We start from the raw sequence: 15,450 nt of genomic DNA on the forward strand, positions 1-15,450 counted from the left end.
TTCTCTTTCATTCTTGTACTCACTTCGCTGAAAGGCCACGATCCGTGACTATTGCGGTAACCGGTTCCATCGCCACCGACCACTTGATGCGCTTTCCCGGCCGCTTCGCCGATCAGCTCCTCGCCGATCAGCTCGCCCACATTTCTCTGAGTTTCCTGGTGGACGACCTCGTGATTCGCCGCGGTGGCGTCGGCGGCAACATCGCCTACGCCATGGGCGTGCTCGGTGGATCGCCGCTGCTCGTCGGCGCGGTCGGTGCGGACTTCGCCGAATACCGCACGTGGCTCGAGGACAACGGCGTCGACTGCAGTGCCGTCCGCATTTCGGACAAGGCGCACACCGCGCGTTTCGTGTGCACCACCGACGAGGACATGGCGCAGATCGCGTCGTTCTACCCCGGTGCGATGAGCGAGGCCCGCGAGATCGAACTCGCTGCGGTGTCCAAGACCGCGGGTGCGCTCGATCTCGTACTGGTCGGCGCCAACGACCCCGAGGCCATGGTTCGCCATACCGACGAATGCCGCGCGCTCGGGATTCCGTTCGCAGCAGATCCGTCGCAGCAGCTTGCCCGCTTGTCCGGTGACGAGGCCAAGGCGCTCATCCACGGCGCGAAGTACCTGTTCACCAACGAGTACGAGTGGGGTCTGCTTCAGCAGAAGACGGGTCTGAGCGAAGAAGAGATCCGCGCGCAGGTCGGTATCCGGGTCACCACCCTCGGCTCCAAGGGTGTGGAAATTGTTGATGCCGAAGGCAATTGGGTGCGCGTCGACGTAGTGCCCGAGACCGGCAAGGTTGATCCGACGGGCGTCGGCGACGGCTTCCGTGCCGGCTTCCTGCTCGCCCACGGTGCCGGCCTGAGCTTCGAGCGTGCCGCACAGCTGGGATCTCTTGTTGCTGTATTGGTCCTCGAGACCGTCGGAACCCAGGAGTGGGTGTTCAACCGCGACGAGGCGCTCAAGCGTCTCACGGAGGCGTACGGCAGCGCGGCAGCGGACGAGATCGCGACGATCCTGCCGAAGTAGCGCTCCGCCCCGTGAGTGGTTGAGGAGTCCGGAGACTCCCTAACCGCTCACGGGGCCGAAGGCCTAGATGTTGACCGGGTACACCGGTTCCTGGATCTGCGGCACGATGCGCTTCTCGACGAAGATTCCGTGCCAGACCATGAAAGTCAGGACGGTCCACAGGCGTCGGCTGTGGTCGGACACGCCCTCTCGGTGATCGTTGAGCATCTTCACCACGGCCTGCTTGTCGAAGATGTGGTCGGTTCCCGACTCCTCGATCTGCAGATGTGCCCAGTCGAAAAGCTCGGTGCCGCGCAGCCAGTGGCGAAGCGGAACCGGGAATCCGAGCTTGGCGCGGTGCAGAACATGGTGCGGCACAATGCCTTCCAAGGCCTGACGCAGCGCGTACTTGGTTGTGTCCTTCGTGATCTTCTGATCGAGCGGTACGCGTGACGCGACGTCGAAGACCTCGGGATCGAGGAACGGCACACGCAGCTCCAGCGAGTTGGCCATCGTCATCTTGTCGGCCTTGACGAGGATGTCGCCTCGCAGCCACGTGAACAGGTCGAGATGCTGCATCCGGGCAACCGGATCCCAGTCCCGGGACTGCGCGTAGATCGGCGCGGTGACGTCCTGGTGAGTCCACTCGGGACGGAAATCGCGCAGGACGGCGCGGAGCTGAGCGTCGTTGAAGCTACGAGCGTTGCCGTAGTAGCGCTCCTCGAGGGTTAACGAACCGCGGTTGAGCAGACTCTTGCCGCGGGTGCCGTCCGGGATGCGTTCGGACAACTTGCCCGCAGCCCGACGCAATCCCTTGGGAAGGTACTCGAAAGGCTTGAGCGACAACGGCTCACGGTAGATCGTGTAACCGCCGAACAGCTCGTCGGCGCCCTCGCCGGACAGCACGACCTTGACGTGCTTGCGTGCTTCCTTCGCGATGAACCACAGCGGAATCAATGCCGGATCGGCCACCGGGTCGTCGAGGTACCAGACGATCTCGGGAATGGCAGCGGCGAACTCGGCGGGGGAGACCACCTTGACGACGTGCTTCGCGCCGATCGCTGCGGCGGATTCGGCCGCGACGTCGACCTCGGAATAGCCCTCACGTTCGAAACCGGTCGTGAAGGTGATCAGGTTTGGGTTGTGGCGCATCGCCAATGCCGCGATCGCGGTGGAGTCGATACCGCCGGAGAGGAACGAGCCGACGGTGACGTCGGCGCGCATGTGCTTGGCGACCGAATCCTCGAGTGCTTCGGCGATTTCCTGGTAGCGCGCCTTCTCGGTGCCCGGTGCGAAAGGCTTGGCCGGGAACTTCGGCGTGAAGTACCGCGTGAACGTGGGCTCCTCGCCCGGACGCACCCGAGCGAAGCTGCCCGACTCCAGGCGTCGGATCTCCTTGTGCAGTGTTTCCGGCTCCGGTACGTACTGCAGAACGGTGTAGTGCTCGATGGCTCGCGGATCCAGCTCGGTGCCGATGCCGATCAGATCGGTGAGTTCGAGCAGACTCTTCTTCTCACTGCCGAACGCGGTGCCGCCCGCTCCGGTGGCAATGAAGAGTGGCTTGATACCGAACGGATCGCGTGCGATGAACAGCTCGCGTGTGTCGGTGTCCCAGATCGCGAACGCGAACATTCCGCGCAGGCGCCGGACCGCATCCTCACCCCAGTAGTGGAATGCAGCGACGATGGCCTCGGAGTCGCCCTCGGTGAAGAACTTGGCGTCGTGGTCCTTGACCAGTTCGGCACGGATCTCCAAGTAGTTGTAGATCTCGCCGTTGAACGTGAGCGCATAACGCTCCGGGTTCTCCGGCGGGCCCCAACGCAGCGGCTGGTGGGAATGAGCGATGTCGATGATCGCCAGGCGGTTGAACCCGAAGACGAGGTGGTCGTCATTCCACGTCCCGTGTTCGTCCGGCCCGCGGTGACGAAGGCAATGCATCGCCTGGTCGACCCGCGAGACGGCGTCCTCGCTGGTTCCGCCAGATGTCAGTAGCCCGAGCAGTCCACACACAGCGTCCGGTTCCTCGATTCAGAATTTTTGTACAGAAGGCTCCCGGACACGAGTGTCGGGGAGAGGTCAACGAACTCTTGTCGAAAGTATGCCGCAGATCGACGTCCCTGCCGATCGCGGCGGAACGAATCGACGTGATGTGCGTCGCCGAAACGACCTGAGCCGTTCCTGAGCAGCACCTGAGAGAGCTGTGTGACGTCCGCCGCGACACGGGCGAGGACCCGAGGATGGATAGCGCCCGGCTTTGGTCTACGCTGCGTAGTAATTGGGCCTTCCCTCCGGGCATGCCCTAGTTGAATTTTGTGGCGATCAGGAAGGCGTGAACGTGGCGCAAGGTCGGATCCTTCGGCGAGCGGGGCTGGCAGTATCTCTGGGCATTGCTGCCTTGCTGCTGTCGGGTTGCTCCATCGACAACGAAGTGCTTCGTTTCGGGTGGCCTTCGGGCATCACCCCGGAGGCGACGCGCATGCGTGAGCTGTGGACGTGGTCGGTTGTAGCCGCCCTCGTCATGGGTGTGCTGGTGTGGGGGCTGGTCTTCTGGGCCGTCATCTTCCACCGTAAGAAGAAGGACTCGCCGGAATTCCCGCGCCAGACGGCATACAACGTGCCGCTCGAACTCGGTTACACGGCAGTTCCCTTCGTCATCATCGCGGTTCTCTTCTACTTCACCGTCATCGTTCAGAACCATGTTCTGGACAAGACGGACAATCCTGACGTCGTCGTAGACGTCACGGCCTTCCAGTGGAACTGGAAGTTCGGCTACCGCTCCATCGAGTTCGGTGACGGCTCCGCCAAGTACAACGGAATCGACGTCGAGGCCGAAGAGGCTGCCAAGACCGAGGGCTCCACTGTCAACGATCACGGCGAAGAAGTTCCCGGCCCGATCCACGGCAACAGCACCGAGGACCTGAGCTACCTGCACTACGACAAGATCGAGACCGTCGGCTCCAGCCAGGAGATCCCGATCCTCGTTCTGCCCACCGGCAAGCGGATCCAGTTCGAACTCGCTTCCTCGGACGTCATCCACGCTTTCTGGGTGCCTGAGTTCCTGTTCAAGCGCGACGTTCTCCCGAACCCCAAGGAGAACCACTCGGACAACATCTTCCAGATCAGTGAGATCGAGAAGGAAGGCGCGTTCGTCGGGCGTTGTGCAGAAATGTGTGGCACGTTCCACGCGATGATGAACTTCGAGGTTCGTGCGGTTTCGCCCGAGGACTTCGCCAAGTACATCGAACTGCGCAAGGGTGACGCGGAGGGCAAGGGTGGTCTGACGACCGCTGAGGCTCTGCAGGCAATCGGTCAGTCGCCGGTGGCTACGTCGACCACGCCGTTCAACACCGACCGCGAGTACCGTCAGGCAACCGTCGCCACTGCAGGCAACTGAGCCGGCCAGCCTCTTCACTGAACAAGGACAAGTGCTGATATGAAGATCGAAGCCAAGCTCTTCGAGATCCTGACGATGTTCTTCATTCTCGTCGCGATCATCTACGGAGTGTTCACCGCTCTGTCACGCACAGGTATCGAGTGGGCCGGACTGACGGCCATCGTCCTGTCTGCAGGTCTGACGCTCATCGTGGGTACCTACTTCCGCTTCGTCGCTCGTCGTCTGGACACCCGTCCCGAGGACTACGACGACGCTGAAATCTCGGATGGTGCAGGAGAACTGGGCTTCTTCAGCCCCGGTAGCTTCTGGCCGATCCTGCTTGCTGCCGCCGCTGCACTCGCAGCAGTGTCGCTGGCCTACTTCCAGCCGTGGCTCATCGCAGTCGCAGTTGTCTGTGTGCTGGCCGCCGCTGCAGGCCTGGTGTTCGAGTACTACACCGGACCCGAGAAGCACTAGTTTCACCCGCACTTGAACAGAGGCGCCGCACCCACCCGGGTACGGCGCCTCTGTTGTCGTATATGAGAGTTTCGGTGGTACGAGGGTGCGATCGACAACCGCTCAATGGTGGAGCACGTATTCGAGGTCGTAGCGATGCAGCCCGTCGACGATCTCGAGCTCGAGAGTGCCCGAGATACCCTTCAGCTCACCGGTTCCGGACCCCGGCACGATCTCGTACAGAAGCTTCTGCGTTCCGTCGATCATCTGACCGAACTGCTGCAGTGCGAACGATCCCACAGCTTCGTCGACCTGCCCGGTGACTACCTCCAGGGCGACGTAGCCGGCTTCACCGCTGCTCGGATCGCCGGCGGACAGCATGAGGCCGGTCGATGTACCTTCGATGCCGCCGATGAACGTCTTGTCGAACTCGAAGCGCCCGACGCGCCCGGAGAGCTCAGGATCGGCAGGTCGAAGATCGATCTCGAAGGTGCCGCGTGCATGAGATGTCATGGTCCGAGTATCTCACCAGCCGGCAAGGCTTCGAGGGGACTCGAGAGAACGTGCAACACTCCGTAGATGATCCTCGAACATGCCGTCCTGCAGGTCGATCCGTCGCAGTCAGCGCAATTCGAGGCCGCGTTCGACGTGGCCCGAACCATCATCGCCGAGGTTCCCGGATTCATCAGGCTGCGGCTCTCGCACTGTCTGGAAGCGCCGGAGCGGTATCTCCTGCTCGTCGAGTGGAGCGACCTGGAATCGCACACTGTCGGGTTCCGTCAGTCCGCGGGCTACCAGCGGTGGCGAGAACTCCTCCATCACTTCTACGAGCCGTTCCCGACAGTGGAGCACTATTCGCCGGTGCTCGAAGCCTAGAAGGGTGTAAATCCCGCTGCTGCCGGGACTCAGACGTCGCGGCGGGGGAGTGGTGACCCACTGGGGGTCGTCCATACCGAATTGCTCAGAGAACGAGTGAGGCCCCGAACCGGATTCCGGTTCGGGGCCTCACTGGTCAGCTGTCGTTCCTAGTGGAGTTCTCCACTGGAACCATCGGACTTGCCGTTGGTTCGGTTCTGGTAGTCAAGAAGGATCTGAAGCTGCTCGTGCTCAGCTTCGTGATGAGCGGCTTCGAGAGCCTCGCTCTCCTCGACTGGGTCAGCGGTGATCAGGCTACCGCTGCCGGGCTTGCCGGCGAGGCCGAGCTTGTTCATCTTCTTCGGGACGGCAGCACCCTGGTACTCGAGCGGGATCGGGTGTCCGTGCTCGTCGACGGGGCCGAGCGGCTGGTGGATCTCGATGTACTGGCCGTTCGGCATCCGCTTGATGATGCCGGTCTCGATGCCGTGCTCGAGTACTGCACGGTCACTGCGCTGCAGGCCGATGCAGAACCGGTACGTCACGAAGTACGCGATGGGCGGAAGGATGACCATGCCGATACGGCCGATCCACGTCATTGCGTTCAGCGAGATGTGCAGGTGGTACGCGATGATGTCGTTGATGCAGGAGATCGTGAGCACCAGGTAGAACGCGATGGACATCGCACCGATAGCGGTACGGACCGGCACGTCGCGCGGGCGCTGCAGGATGTTGTGGTGAGCGTCGTCTCCGGTGAGACGCTTCTCGATCCACGGGTACGCGATCAACAGTGCGAAGACGAGACCCATGATCAGGGCGACGGCGAACACCGCGGGGATCGTGTAGCGGTTGAACAGGTAGATCTCCCACGCCGGCCACAGTCGAGCGAGGCCGTCCGTCCACATCATGTAGATATCGGGCTGGGAACCAGCCGAGACCTGAGACGGGTTGTACGGACCGATGTTCCACACGGGGTTGATCTGGAACAGACCACCGAGCAGTGCGAGCACGCCGAAGGTCATGGCGAAGAACGCGCCACCCTTCATTGCGAAGACCGGGAGGATGCGGACGCCTACGACGTTCTGTTCCGTACGGCCGGGGCCGGGGAACTGCGTGTGCTTCTGGTACCAGACCAACGCGAGGTGGCCGGCGATCAGGGCCAGGATGATGCCCGGGAACAGCAGCACGTGAGCGACGTAGAGGCGCGGAATGATGAGGTCGCCGGGGAAGTCGCCGTCGAAGATCAGCCAGTGCATCCAGGTACCGACGATCGGGATACTCATCGTGATACCACCGAAGGCGGCGCGAAGGCCGGTGCCCGAGAGCAGGTCGTCGGGGATGGTGTAGCCGAAGAAGCCTTCGAACATCGCCAGGATGAGCAGCAGGCAGCCGATGACCCAGTTCGCTTCACGCGGGCGACGGAATGCGCCGGTGAAGAAGATGCGAGCGAGGTGAACGATGATCGACGCCGCGAACATCAGTGCAGCCCAGTGGTGAATCTGGCGAACGAAGAGACCGCCGCGCACCTCGAAGGAGATGTTCAGGGTCGTCTCGTAGGCGCGAGACATCGTGACACCGCGAAGCGGCTGGTACGCGCCCTGGTAGACGACGTGTGCCATCGACGGATCGAAGAACAGCGTCAGGAACACACCGGAGATCAGCAGGATCACGAAGCTGTAGAGCGCGATCTCGCCGAGCATGAAGGACCAGTGCGTCGGGAAGACCTTGTTGATCTGCCGGCGCATGCCTGCAGCGAGGTGGTAGCGGGAGTCCATAGCCTCCGCTTGTCCAGCCGCTGCCGCGCTGATCTTGGACGGTTTGGTTGTTGTTGTGGTCACGGTCGACGCTCCCAAAATGCCGGGCCGAGTGCTTCGATGAAGTCACCGTCGGCGACCAGGAAGCCCTCTTCGTTCACTGTAATAGGCAACTGCGGAAGTGCGCGAGCAGCGGGACCGAAGATCGGCTTGCCGTAGGTCAGTGCGTCGAACTGCGACTGGTGGCAGGGGCACAGAATACGGTTGCTCTGCTGTTCGTAGAGCGAGGTGGGGCAACCCAGGTGGGTGCAGATCTTCGAGTACGCGAAGTAGTCGCCGTAGTTGAAGCTTTCCTGGCCCTTGCGCTTGGTGACACGTGCGGTGTCTTCCGTGCGGAGGCGGATGAGCATCACCGAGTTACGAATGCCGCGCAGTGCTGCGAGCAGGGCATGCTCGTCGCCACGGTCGGACTCGCGGAACGGGAAGACCGTTTCCATCGAACCGGCATCGAGATCTTCCGGGCGAACGAGGACGATGTCCTCGGGACGGCCGGTGTCACGACGCAGGTAGATGGTCTCTCCCGGGTAGTTCGGGGTCCAGCCGGACACCCACAGTGGTGAGTCGTCGCCCTTGGCCCACGGGTTCTTGATGAGTCCGCCGAGAGGCATGACCATCATGACGCCGAGTGCGCCACCACCGAACATCAAGCTGCGCTTGATGGCCTTGCGGCGGGGGAGGGTGGACGTCTCGAGGGTGTCGCCGAGTTCGGCGACGATCGTGCGACGATCGACCTCGGTGGAACCACCGTCGTGGCGGTCCTGGATCGAGACCTCTTCGGGGATGAACTTCTTGGTGAACTGAACGGCACCGATGCCGACGCCGAGGATGGCAAGACCCATGGTCAAGCCGATCAGCGGGGTGTACAGGCTGTACTTGCCGTAGTTCTCGTCACCGGCGCCTGCGTACTCCCAGGGCCAGAACAGGTAGATCGCGATGAACGCGATCGCCGAAACGCCGGCGAGGCCGAACCAGAAGGCGACGTTGCGCTCGGCGCGCTTTTCCGCCCTGGTGCCCTTTACCGACCAACGATCACGGCGGTAGACGACGTCGACGCCATCGAGATTGGTACCCAGCTTGACCAGGTCGTCGCGTGACATCGCGTCGAGCTCTTCATCTGTGTACTTCTTAGGCGTATCGCCGCCATGCTGGCCAGCGTCGCTCATGACCTTGCTCCGATCCACAATGCTGCACCGACGACAGCGATGATTCCGACGGCCCACATGGCGAGACCCTCAGAGGCCGGACCGAGGCCACCGAGCCCGTACCCACCGGGGTCCTTCGACTCGCCCGACGACTTGACGTAGGCGATGATGTCCTTCTTCTCCTCGATCGTCAGCTGACGATCCGAGAACTTCGGCATGTTCTGGGGGCCGGTAACCATGGCAGCGTAGATCTGCTGCTCGCTGGCCGGATCCAGGACCGGGGCGTACTTGCCCGAGGACAGTGCGCCACCGCGGCCGGTGAAGTTGTGGCACGACGCGCAGTTGAGCCGGAAGAGCTCACTGCCGCGTCCGACGTCGCCACCGCGCAGCGAGGACTGGGCGATTTCGCCGTTCTCGTCGCGGATGAGCGTCGGGCCGCCGCCGTTGGCCTGGATGAAAGCGCCGAGGGCGTCGGTCTGCGCAGCATCGAACTTGGGGTCCTTGCGTGCAGCCTGGGCCTCGTTGCGAGCTGCGGGCATACGACCAGAGGAGACCTGGAAGTACACGGCTGCTTCGCCGACGCCGATGAGGCTGGGACCGCGGTCCTGCACGCCCTGCAAGTTCGCGCCGTGGCACGTGATGCATGACGTGTCGTACAGCTGCTTGCCTTCACGAATCAGGGCTGCTGAATCGTCACTGGCGGTCGCAACCTGCGGAGCTGGTGTCAACGCCGAAGCGAGGAAACCTGCGCTGATCAATCCCATCATCAATACGAGCGCGCCAGTGACGCGCCGGCGGATTTTCCGCTGGCGACGCGACTTCGCGGCATTCGCTGAGTTATCGGATGCGGGAGGGGGGGATGAACTCATCTGTATCCCTTTGGTATGTCGGGACGGAACTGGACGTCAGGGGCTGCCTGGGGCGTACAGCTGATTAACGGATGAAATAAATCGTGGCAAACAGCGCGATCCACACGATGTCGACAAAGTGCCAGTAGTACGAAACAACGATCGCGGCGGTGGCCTGGGCGGGCGTGAACTTGCTGACCCGGGTACGTGCGATCAAGAAGACGAAGGCGATGAGACCGCCGATGACGTGCAGACCGTGGAAGCCGGTGGTCATGTAGAACACCGAGCCGTACACGCTGCTCGAAATCGTGGTGCCCTCGTGCACGAGGTGGTAGTACTCGTAACCCTGGCCGGTGACGAAGAACGCCCCCATGACCAAGGTGATGGTGTACCAGCGACGAAGTCCGAAGACGTCGCCACGCTCAGCCGCGAAGACACCCATCTGGCAGGTGAACGACGATGCGATAAGCACCAAAGTCACCGGCACGGCCAGATACAAGTTCAATTCGGTTGGCTCCGGCGGCCAATTTCCGTTCGCCTGAGCTCGTGCCACGAAGTACATGGCAAAGAGCCCTGCGAAGAACATGAGCTCACTTGACAACCACACGATGGTGCCAACGCTGACCATATTCGGCCGGTTCAGCGAGTGCACGCGTTGGGTGATTGCCGATCCTGAAGTCCCTACTGCGCTCGTCACAGACAGAAGTATGACGCTTCGTCGTAAGAGACGACCACTCGGGTCCACCATCGGCGCGTCGCTCGGCTCGAGTTCGCGGGATCGGGCGGCGAACGCGCTGGTGGCGTGGTCGGAATATGCTGGCGCGATGGCAGCTACACACAAGAGTAGACCGTGGTTCCTGAGAATTTTCGGCACGAAGATTCCGACACCGCTCGATGCAGGGCGGTCGGATCTGGTCGTCGTCGCCGAAGGCTTCGACGACGCCGAGGCGAGCTCGACGGCTCTCGAACGTGCCGCCTCCACCGAGCCGGAGTTCATGGCGGAGTCCGAAGTGGTTCTGCGGCACCATCTCGACCTTCCGGAGGACTTGGTTGCCGATGCCGAGAGCATCGTCGCCCAGGACGGATACGTGCGAGGCGCGAGTCGGCCCGAGGACGTGGCTCAGGCGGTCGAGAATTCGGTTCGCGTCATCTTCGAGCGGGTCCAGGTGCTCGACGCGCTGCATTGCTCCCAGGAGCGTTCACGAATGGCCGGTCTGGCGCAGCGGCTCGGTGGTTCGGTCGCCGGGTGGGACGCGCTCCAGCCCCCGGTTCTCGCGGAGGCGCCGCCCAAACGCGGTCGCCGAAAGTCCTGAGCGGCCCTATTCGGTTTCCTCGCTACCTCACTGACTAGGCTGCGAGGGTCATCGACAGCTCGAAATGACAGCACGAACACAGCCCACATGGACGACAGGGGACCAAGGCACTATGGCCGGCACCGACGCAACCAACGCCGTGAACGTCGATTCGAGTGCAGTGGTGCGGTCATGGCCGATGATTCTCGGATTGCTCACGGACGGCAGTGACTTGTCGGAAGCCGACAGTCGCTGGGCGATGGGCGAAATCATGTCGGACAATGCCACCTCCGCTCAGATCGCTGCTTTCGGCGTCGGCTTGAAGATGAAGGGCGAAACCCCCGCGGAGTTGGAAGGGCTCGCCGCCGCGATGCTCGAACACTCCAGACGCGTGCCGGTCGATTCCGACGTCGTCGACATCGTCGGCACGGGTGGTGACCGCTCCAACACGGTGAACATCTCGACGATGGCCTCGATCGTGGTTGCCGCGTCCGGTGTGCGAGTCGTCAAGCACGGCAACCGCGCTGCTTCGTCCAAGAGTGGTGGCGCTGACGTGCTCGAGGCGCTCGGAGTTCGCATCAACCTCGGGCCGGAGCAGGTTGCGAGGTGCGTCGAAGAGGTCGGCATCGGCTTCTGTTTCGCGCCGGTCTTCCATCCCGCACTGCGCTTTGCGGCGGTACCTCGCAAGGAAATCGGCATCCCGACGGCATTCAACGTGCTCGGTCCGCTGACCAATCCGGCTCGTCCGCGTGCCGGGCTGATCGGGTGCGCATTTCCGAAGCTGATCTCGGTCGTCGCGGGAGTCCTTGCGCAGCGCGGTAATTCGGCGTTGGTGGTGCGTGGCGACGACGGACTCGACGAACTGACCACATCGACGACTTCGACGGTTCACATCGTCGGAGGTGGAAGTGTGCGAACTGTCACGCTGGATCCGCGTGACCTCGGAATCGACCGCGTTCCTCTCGAAGAGTTACGCGGAGGAGACGCCGACGTCAACGCCACCGTCGCTCGAACGCTGCTGTCCGGGCAGAAGGGGCCGGTCCGGGACGCGGTCTTGCTGAACGCGGGAGCCGCCATCGCGGCGTTCAACGGTGTCGGTGACGATCTCGAGGGTGCGATCTCGGCCGGGATGACTGCAGCCGCTGCCGCGATCGACAGCGGCGCGGGCGCTGAACTGCTTCACAAGTGGGCGGCACTCACCGCCCAGCTGGCCGACCAAGCCTGATCGACGGACTATTCACCCAGAGAGAATCCGGCCTCGACGTCTGCGCTGGAAAATGACTGGAAGGCAATGTGTGTGGCGGTTCGGAGAACGCCGGGCACCTTGTTGATTCCTCCGGTGACGACGTCGGCGATCTGGGCGTGGTCACGTACCTTCACGATGGCGATCAAGTCGACGTCACCTGCGCACGAGTAGACCTCCGTCACCCCGGACAGGTCGGCGACGGCCTGCGCGGTTTCCGGGATCCGAGCGGACTCGGCGTGAATCATGACGATGGCGTTGATCATTTCTCTCCTCGATTTCCCGGTGGGTTGTGATGACCCGGTGGTTTCGATCGAGCTTAGGGGTGCCGCCACCTCGTTACGTCATCGATGTTCGGATTCGGTACCGGCCCGCGCGAGTCGGCACCAGGCTTCCCACTTGCCGGCGCCGCCTACAGGTTCGACGTAGCCGGACGTCGCCGACACGATTCGGACACCGTCCGACGCGAGCCACCGTGCGATCAGTCCCAGTTCTTCGGGTGACGCGCCGCGAAACGGTGCGTCGTCCGGTAGGACGGTTTCGGCCGCCGCGGTGATGGCGTCGACGACGGGCATCGGGTGAGTCCCACGTCTGGCGAGCCCGGCCGACGCGAGACGCCCGGAACGGATCACCGACAGCTCCCAGCCGCCGTCCCCGGTGGGTCGGGCGAGTACGAGTTGTTCGATCGCAGCGACTGCGGCGAGTCGCTGAGTGCGCCGCACCGCGGTAGCGACTGCGACCGTTCGGTCACGCAGACGAGCAGCATTCTCGAACAACGCGTGTGCGGACAGCTCGTCTATCCGGGCCTGCATCTGTCGAAGGGGAGCGTCGTTTGATCCTCGAAAGAAACCACGCACGGCCTCAGGGGCGGCCGCGTAGTCCTCTGCGTTGATTTCCGGGGTCCAGGAGGCCGGACACGCCCCCAGCTCACGAGCGGGGCAGTCAGGGCCGTGAACGGCGCCGCGCCCGAGGCGCTTGGTGCACGTGCGGAGACGACTGAACTCTGCGACGGTGTCCGCGACGTCGACTGCGTCGGCGCGAGAGGTGAACGGGCCGATCGAATCGGTCGTGGGCGTGCGAACCACGGACAGTCTCGGAAACGCCTCGTCGGTGAGGGTGATCCACCAACCTCGCTTGGGAAACTTGGAGCGACGGTTGTACGGCGGCGCATGCGCGCTCAGCAGTCGTAGTTCACGCACCCCGGCTTCGAGAGCGTGCGCGCACTCGACATGGTCCACACGGGTGGCCAGCGCGACCATTTCCTTCATTCGGCCGCGGGTCTCCGAACCGGTGAAGTAGTTGCGGACGCGGCGTCGAAGGTCGGTAGCAGTTCCTATATAGAGGGCTTCGTCGGAAGGGCCTCGGAAAAGGTAGACACCGGGGCTTCGCGGCAGATTTGCGGCGAAGGACCGTTTGGCCCGCTGATGTGAGGAAATGTTGGGCAGGTAGTCGACGAGTTCGCTGTAACTGTGGACGCCTTGGTTCCCGACTCTGTCGATCAACCCGTGGAGGACATCGACTGTCGCACGCGCGTCGTCGAGCGCGCGGTGCGTCGGTTGGGTGGTTACCTGGAAGAGATGGGCGAGTGCGGAGAGTTTGACCGAAGGCGCCTCGTCGCGGGTAAGCACGCGCCTGGCGAGCTTGACAGTGCACAGCACACGGAACGCAGGCCACGGGCGCGCGCTGCGTGACGCCGCTGCTTTGAGAAAGCCGATGTCGAAGGGCGCGTTGTGTGCCACCAGCACCGCGCCCTCGGCGAATTCGAGAAAAGCGGGTAGGACACGTTCGATGGGAGGTGCGCCGATCAGCATGGCCGTGGTGATTCCGGTCAGTTCGACGATGTACGGCGGAATGGACCGGCCTGGATCGACGAGGGTTGCCATTTCACCGAGTACCTCGCCACCGCGGATCTTGACGGCGCCGATCTCGGTGATGGAGTCCTGGTCGGCGCTTCCACCTGTGGTCTCGAGGTCGACGACGACGAACGTCGTCTCGCTCAGCGGTGTGTCCAGCTCGTCGAAGCTCAGTTGCCGCCCGACGTCTACTTTCTCCCCGTCGGAGAACGGGGGCGGAGACGGAAATTCTCGGGCCGAGGCGGGACTCACATCGCAGACAGTAGAAGGACCCCCCGACAGGAATTGGAGAATGCCGACGCGGAATCCGGCTCACTCCGACTTCCATTGCGAAAGCAGCGGATCGGCCCCCGACAAAAGTATGAGAGACGAGGATCACACTTGCGGTGGGAACTCGCGAATGCGGACTCCTGCCTACTTGCCGGTAGGGCGATTCGGAGGGCCTTTGCTGCGTTGATCGGTGGCTGACTTCGCGCCCGTGAACGGAACAGGTTCTAGTTTCAAGTAATTGTCGTTGAACTGCGCGGAAGATCGGATTGTCGGGTTTGGTGAGCCTTGGCAGTGGGTAACGGGTGCACGTTTGCGGGCCGAGGGTGGGGCGCCGAACCGACCTGTTGTTATCTCCTCGTGACCCGCCGGGCGTATCGCGGGCGCGGCACCACGATTTCCGGCGAATCGGGCGCGATTGTCACGAAGCGGTCGACATCGTCGCGATCATTTCGTAACCTTCCTGAGACCTAACGAAGTCTTGCCGGACCAAACAGGACCGGCATCGTCAGGAACCGCCTAATCGGGATCTCCGCGAGGAACCCGAACCGGGAACCCAAGTTTCCACTGGGGTGAATCCCGCCTGGGGTGCAGCACGCAGGATCGCTGCAGACCACGCGGGTAGGGCTGATCTTCCCAGCCCGAACCCGTCAGCTAACTCGGTCGGCGGATGAATGGAAGAAATGGAGCACCCCTTAAGTGGCGTCACAGAGTTTCAAGCGTTCAGCGCAGTTGGCGGTAGCCGGCGCGCTCGCAGTCGGAGCATTCGCTGCAACCGCTGCACCTGCCTCGGCAGACCCCATCACCATCCCCGGCGTCGGCACGTTCGAGGTTCCGGGCGTTTCTATTCCTCAGTTGCCGGTCATTCCGGGCATCACCGACATCGCACCGGCTGCACCGGCCGCTCCCATCTCCAGTGTTGGTGAGCAGGCAGTTCGCGCCGCAGAGAGCAAGCTGGGCTCCCCGTACGTGTACGGCGCAGCCGGCCCGGACGCATTCGACTGCTCCGGTCTCGTCCAGTGGGCATACAAGCAGGCCGGCCTGAACCTGCCTCGCACGAGCTACGACCAGGCTGCAGCCGGCGTCGCCGTCGCACAGTCCGATCTTCAGGTCGGCGACGTGATCTCCTTCTACGGCGGATCGCACTCGGGCATCTACGCCGGCAACGGCAATGTCATCCACGCGTCGACCGCTGGTCAGCCCGTGAAGCTCGCTCCGGTGTCCTCGATGCCGTACGACGGTGCTCGCCGTTACTGATTTCTGATCACGCTCGACGGCTGTCTCCGGTAGGCAGTCGGAACGATCC

Annotated in this window: 15 protein-coding genes and 1 riboswitch; of the genes, 7 read left to right on the forward strand and 8 right to left on the reverse strand. The window is 63.0% G+C overall.

The window, feature by feature from the left end:
• The first annotated feature begins 44 nt into the window (after positions 1–44).
• Positions 45–1,022 carry a carbohydrate kinase family protein gene (locus I7X09_RS20075; RefSeq protein ID WP_095969856.1) on the forward strand — a complete coding sequence of 326 codons (978 nt, stop codon included), beginning with the start codon at positions 45–47 and terminating at the stop codon, positions 1,020–1,022.
• A 63-nt stretch (positions 1,023–1,085) separates the two neighbouring features.
• On the opposite strand, the gene asnB is transcribed toward I7X09_RS20075, so the two are convergent.
• Positions 1,086–3,011, reverse strand: coding sequence for an asparagine synthase (glutamine-hydrolyzing) (asnB, locus tag I7X09_RS20080; RefSeq protein WP_019748911.1), 1,926 nt, complete (start codon positions 3,009–3,011; stop codon positions 1,086–1,088).
• 319 nt (positions 3,012–3,330) lie between these two features.
• Here asnB and ctaC point away from each other — a divergent pair, with 319 nt between their 5' ends.
• A complete protein-coding gene (gene ctaC / locus I7X09_RS20085; RefSeq protein ID WP_007730054.1) occupies positions 3,331–4,395 on the forward strand; it encodes an aa3-type cytochrome oxidase subunit II in 1,065 nt (354 codons plus the stop codon).
• A gap of 39 nt (positions 4,396–4,434) precedes the next feature.
• Positions 4,435–4,851 carry a cytochrome c oxidase subunit 4 gene (locus I7X09_RS20090; protein WP_003941723.1) on the forward strand — a complete coding sequence of 139 codons (417 nt, stop codon included), beginning with the start codon at positions 4,435–4,437 and terminating at the stop codon, positions 4,849–4,851.
• A 102-nt stretch (positions 4,852–4,953) separates the two neighbouring features.
• Here I7X09_RS20090 and I7X09_RS20095 read toward each other — a convergent pair whose 3' ends face one another.
• Positions 4,954–5,343 carry a DUF3224 domain-containing protein gene (locus tag I7X09_RS20095; RefSeq protein WP_095969857.1) on the reverse strand — a complete coding sequence of 130 codons (390 nt, stop codon included), beginning with the start codon at positions 5,341–5,343 and terminating at the stop codon, positions 4,954–4,956.
• A 66-nt stretch (positions 5,344–5,409) separates the two neighbouring features.
• On the opposite strand from I7X09_RS20095, the gene I7X09_RS20100 reads away from it, so the two are divergent.
• Positions 5,410–5,706, forward strand: a complete 297-nt coding sequence (locus tag I7X09_RS20100; protein ID WP_166810517.1) for an antibiotic biosynthesis monooxygenase family protein — start codon at positions 5,410–5,412, stop codon at positions 5,704–5,706.
• A gap of 149 nt (positions 5,707–5,855) precedes the next feature.
• Here I7X09_RS20100 and qcrB read toward each other — a convergent pair whose 3' ends face one another.
• From qcrB to ctaE, 4 genes are all read right to left on the reverse strand, one after another.
• The gene (gene qcrB, locus I7X09_RS20105; protein ID WP_007730057.1) at positions 5,856–7,460 is read right to left on the reverse strand and encodes a cytochrome bc1 complex cytochrome b subunit; all 1,605 of its coding nucleotides are present in this window, start codon (positions 7,458–7,460) and stop codon (positions 5,856–5,858) included.
• A gap of 59 nt (positions 7,461–7,519) precedes the next feature.
• Positions 7,520–8,662: a cytochrome bc1 complex Rieske iron-sulfur subunit gene (gene qcrA / locus I7X09_RS20110; protein WP_007730058.1), complete on the reverse strand. Its 1,143-nt coding sequence runs from the start codon at positions 8,660–8,662 to the stop codon at positions 7,520–7,522.
• Entirely contained in the window at positions 8,659–9,510 is an 852-nt protein-coding gene (gene qcrC / locus I7X09_RS20115) for a cytochrome bc1 complex diheme cytochrome c subunit (protein WP_003941682.1), read from the reverse strand. Before qcrC ends, qcrA begins: the two co-directional genes overlap by 4 nt.
• A gap of 64 nt (positions 9,511–9,574) precedes the next feature.
• Positions 9,575–10,186: an aa3-type cytochrome oxidase subunit III gene (gene ctaE / locus I7X09_RS20120; RefSeq protein WP_095969859.1), complete on the reverse strand. Its 612-nt coding sequence runs from the start codon at positions 10,184–10,186 to the stop codon at positions 9,575–9,577.
• A gap of 127 nt (positions 10,187–10,313) precedes the next feature.
• Between ctaE and I7X09_RS20125 the strand changes: the two genes are divergently transcribed.
• Positions 10,314–10,802: a hypothetical protein gene (locus I7X09_RS20125; RefSeq protein WP_200313369.1), complete on the forward strand. Its 489-nt coding sequence runs from the start codon at positions 10,314–10,316 to the stop codon at positions 10,800–10,802.
• A gap of 112 nt (positions 10,803–10,914) precedes the next feature.
• Complete coding sequence (trpD, locus tag I7X09_RS20130; protein WP_200313370.1) at positions 10,915–12,006, forward strand: anthranilate phosphoribosyltransferase; 1,092 nt, start codon at positions 10,915–10,917, stop codon at positions 12,004–12,006.
• A gap of 8 nt (positions 12,007–12,014) precedes the next feature.
• Here trpD and I7X09_RS20135 read toward each other — a convergent pair whose 3' ends face one another.
• Both I7X09_RS20135 and I7X09_RS20140 read right to left on the reverse strand, forming a co-directional pair.
• Positions 12,015–12,290, reverse strand: coding sequence for an Lrp/AsnC family transcriptional regulator (locus I7X09_RS20135; RefSeq protein ID WP_003941677.1), 276 nt, complete (start codon positions 12,288–12,290; stop codon positions 12,015–12,017).
• A gap of 78 nt (positions 12,291–12,368) precedes the next feature.
• The gene (locus tag I7X09_RS20140; protein WP_234036965.1) at positions 12,369–14,051 is read right to left on the reverse strand and encodes a DEDD exonuclease domain-containing protein; all 1,683 of its coding nucleotides are present in this window, start codon (positions 14,049–14,051) and stop codon (positions 12,369–12,371) included.
• Between the two features lie 599 nt (positions 14,052–14,650).
• Positions 14,651–14,829: riboswitch (cyclic di-AMP (ydaO/yuaA leader) on the forward strand.
• Between the two features lie 14 nt (positions 14,830–14,843).
• Between I7X09_RS20140 and I7X09_RS20145 the strand changes: the two genes are divergently transcribed.
• Complete coding sequence (locus tag I7X09_RS20145) at positions 14,844–15,401, forward strand: C40 family peptidase (protein WP_003941754.1); 558 nt, start codon at positions 14,844–14,846, stop codon at positions 15,399–15,401.
• Positions 15,402–15,450: the final 49 nt, after the last annotated feature.

This window comes from Rhodococcus sp. P-2 (genome assembly GCF_016598535.1).
Taxonomy (GTDB): Bacteria; Actinomycetota; Actinomycetes; order Mycobacteriales; family Mycobacteriaceae; genus Rhodococcus_F; species Rhodococcus_F baikonurensis.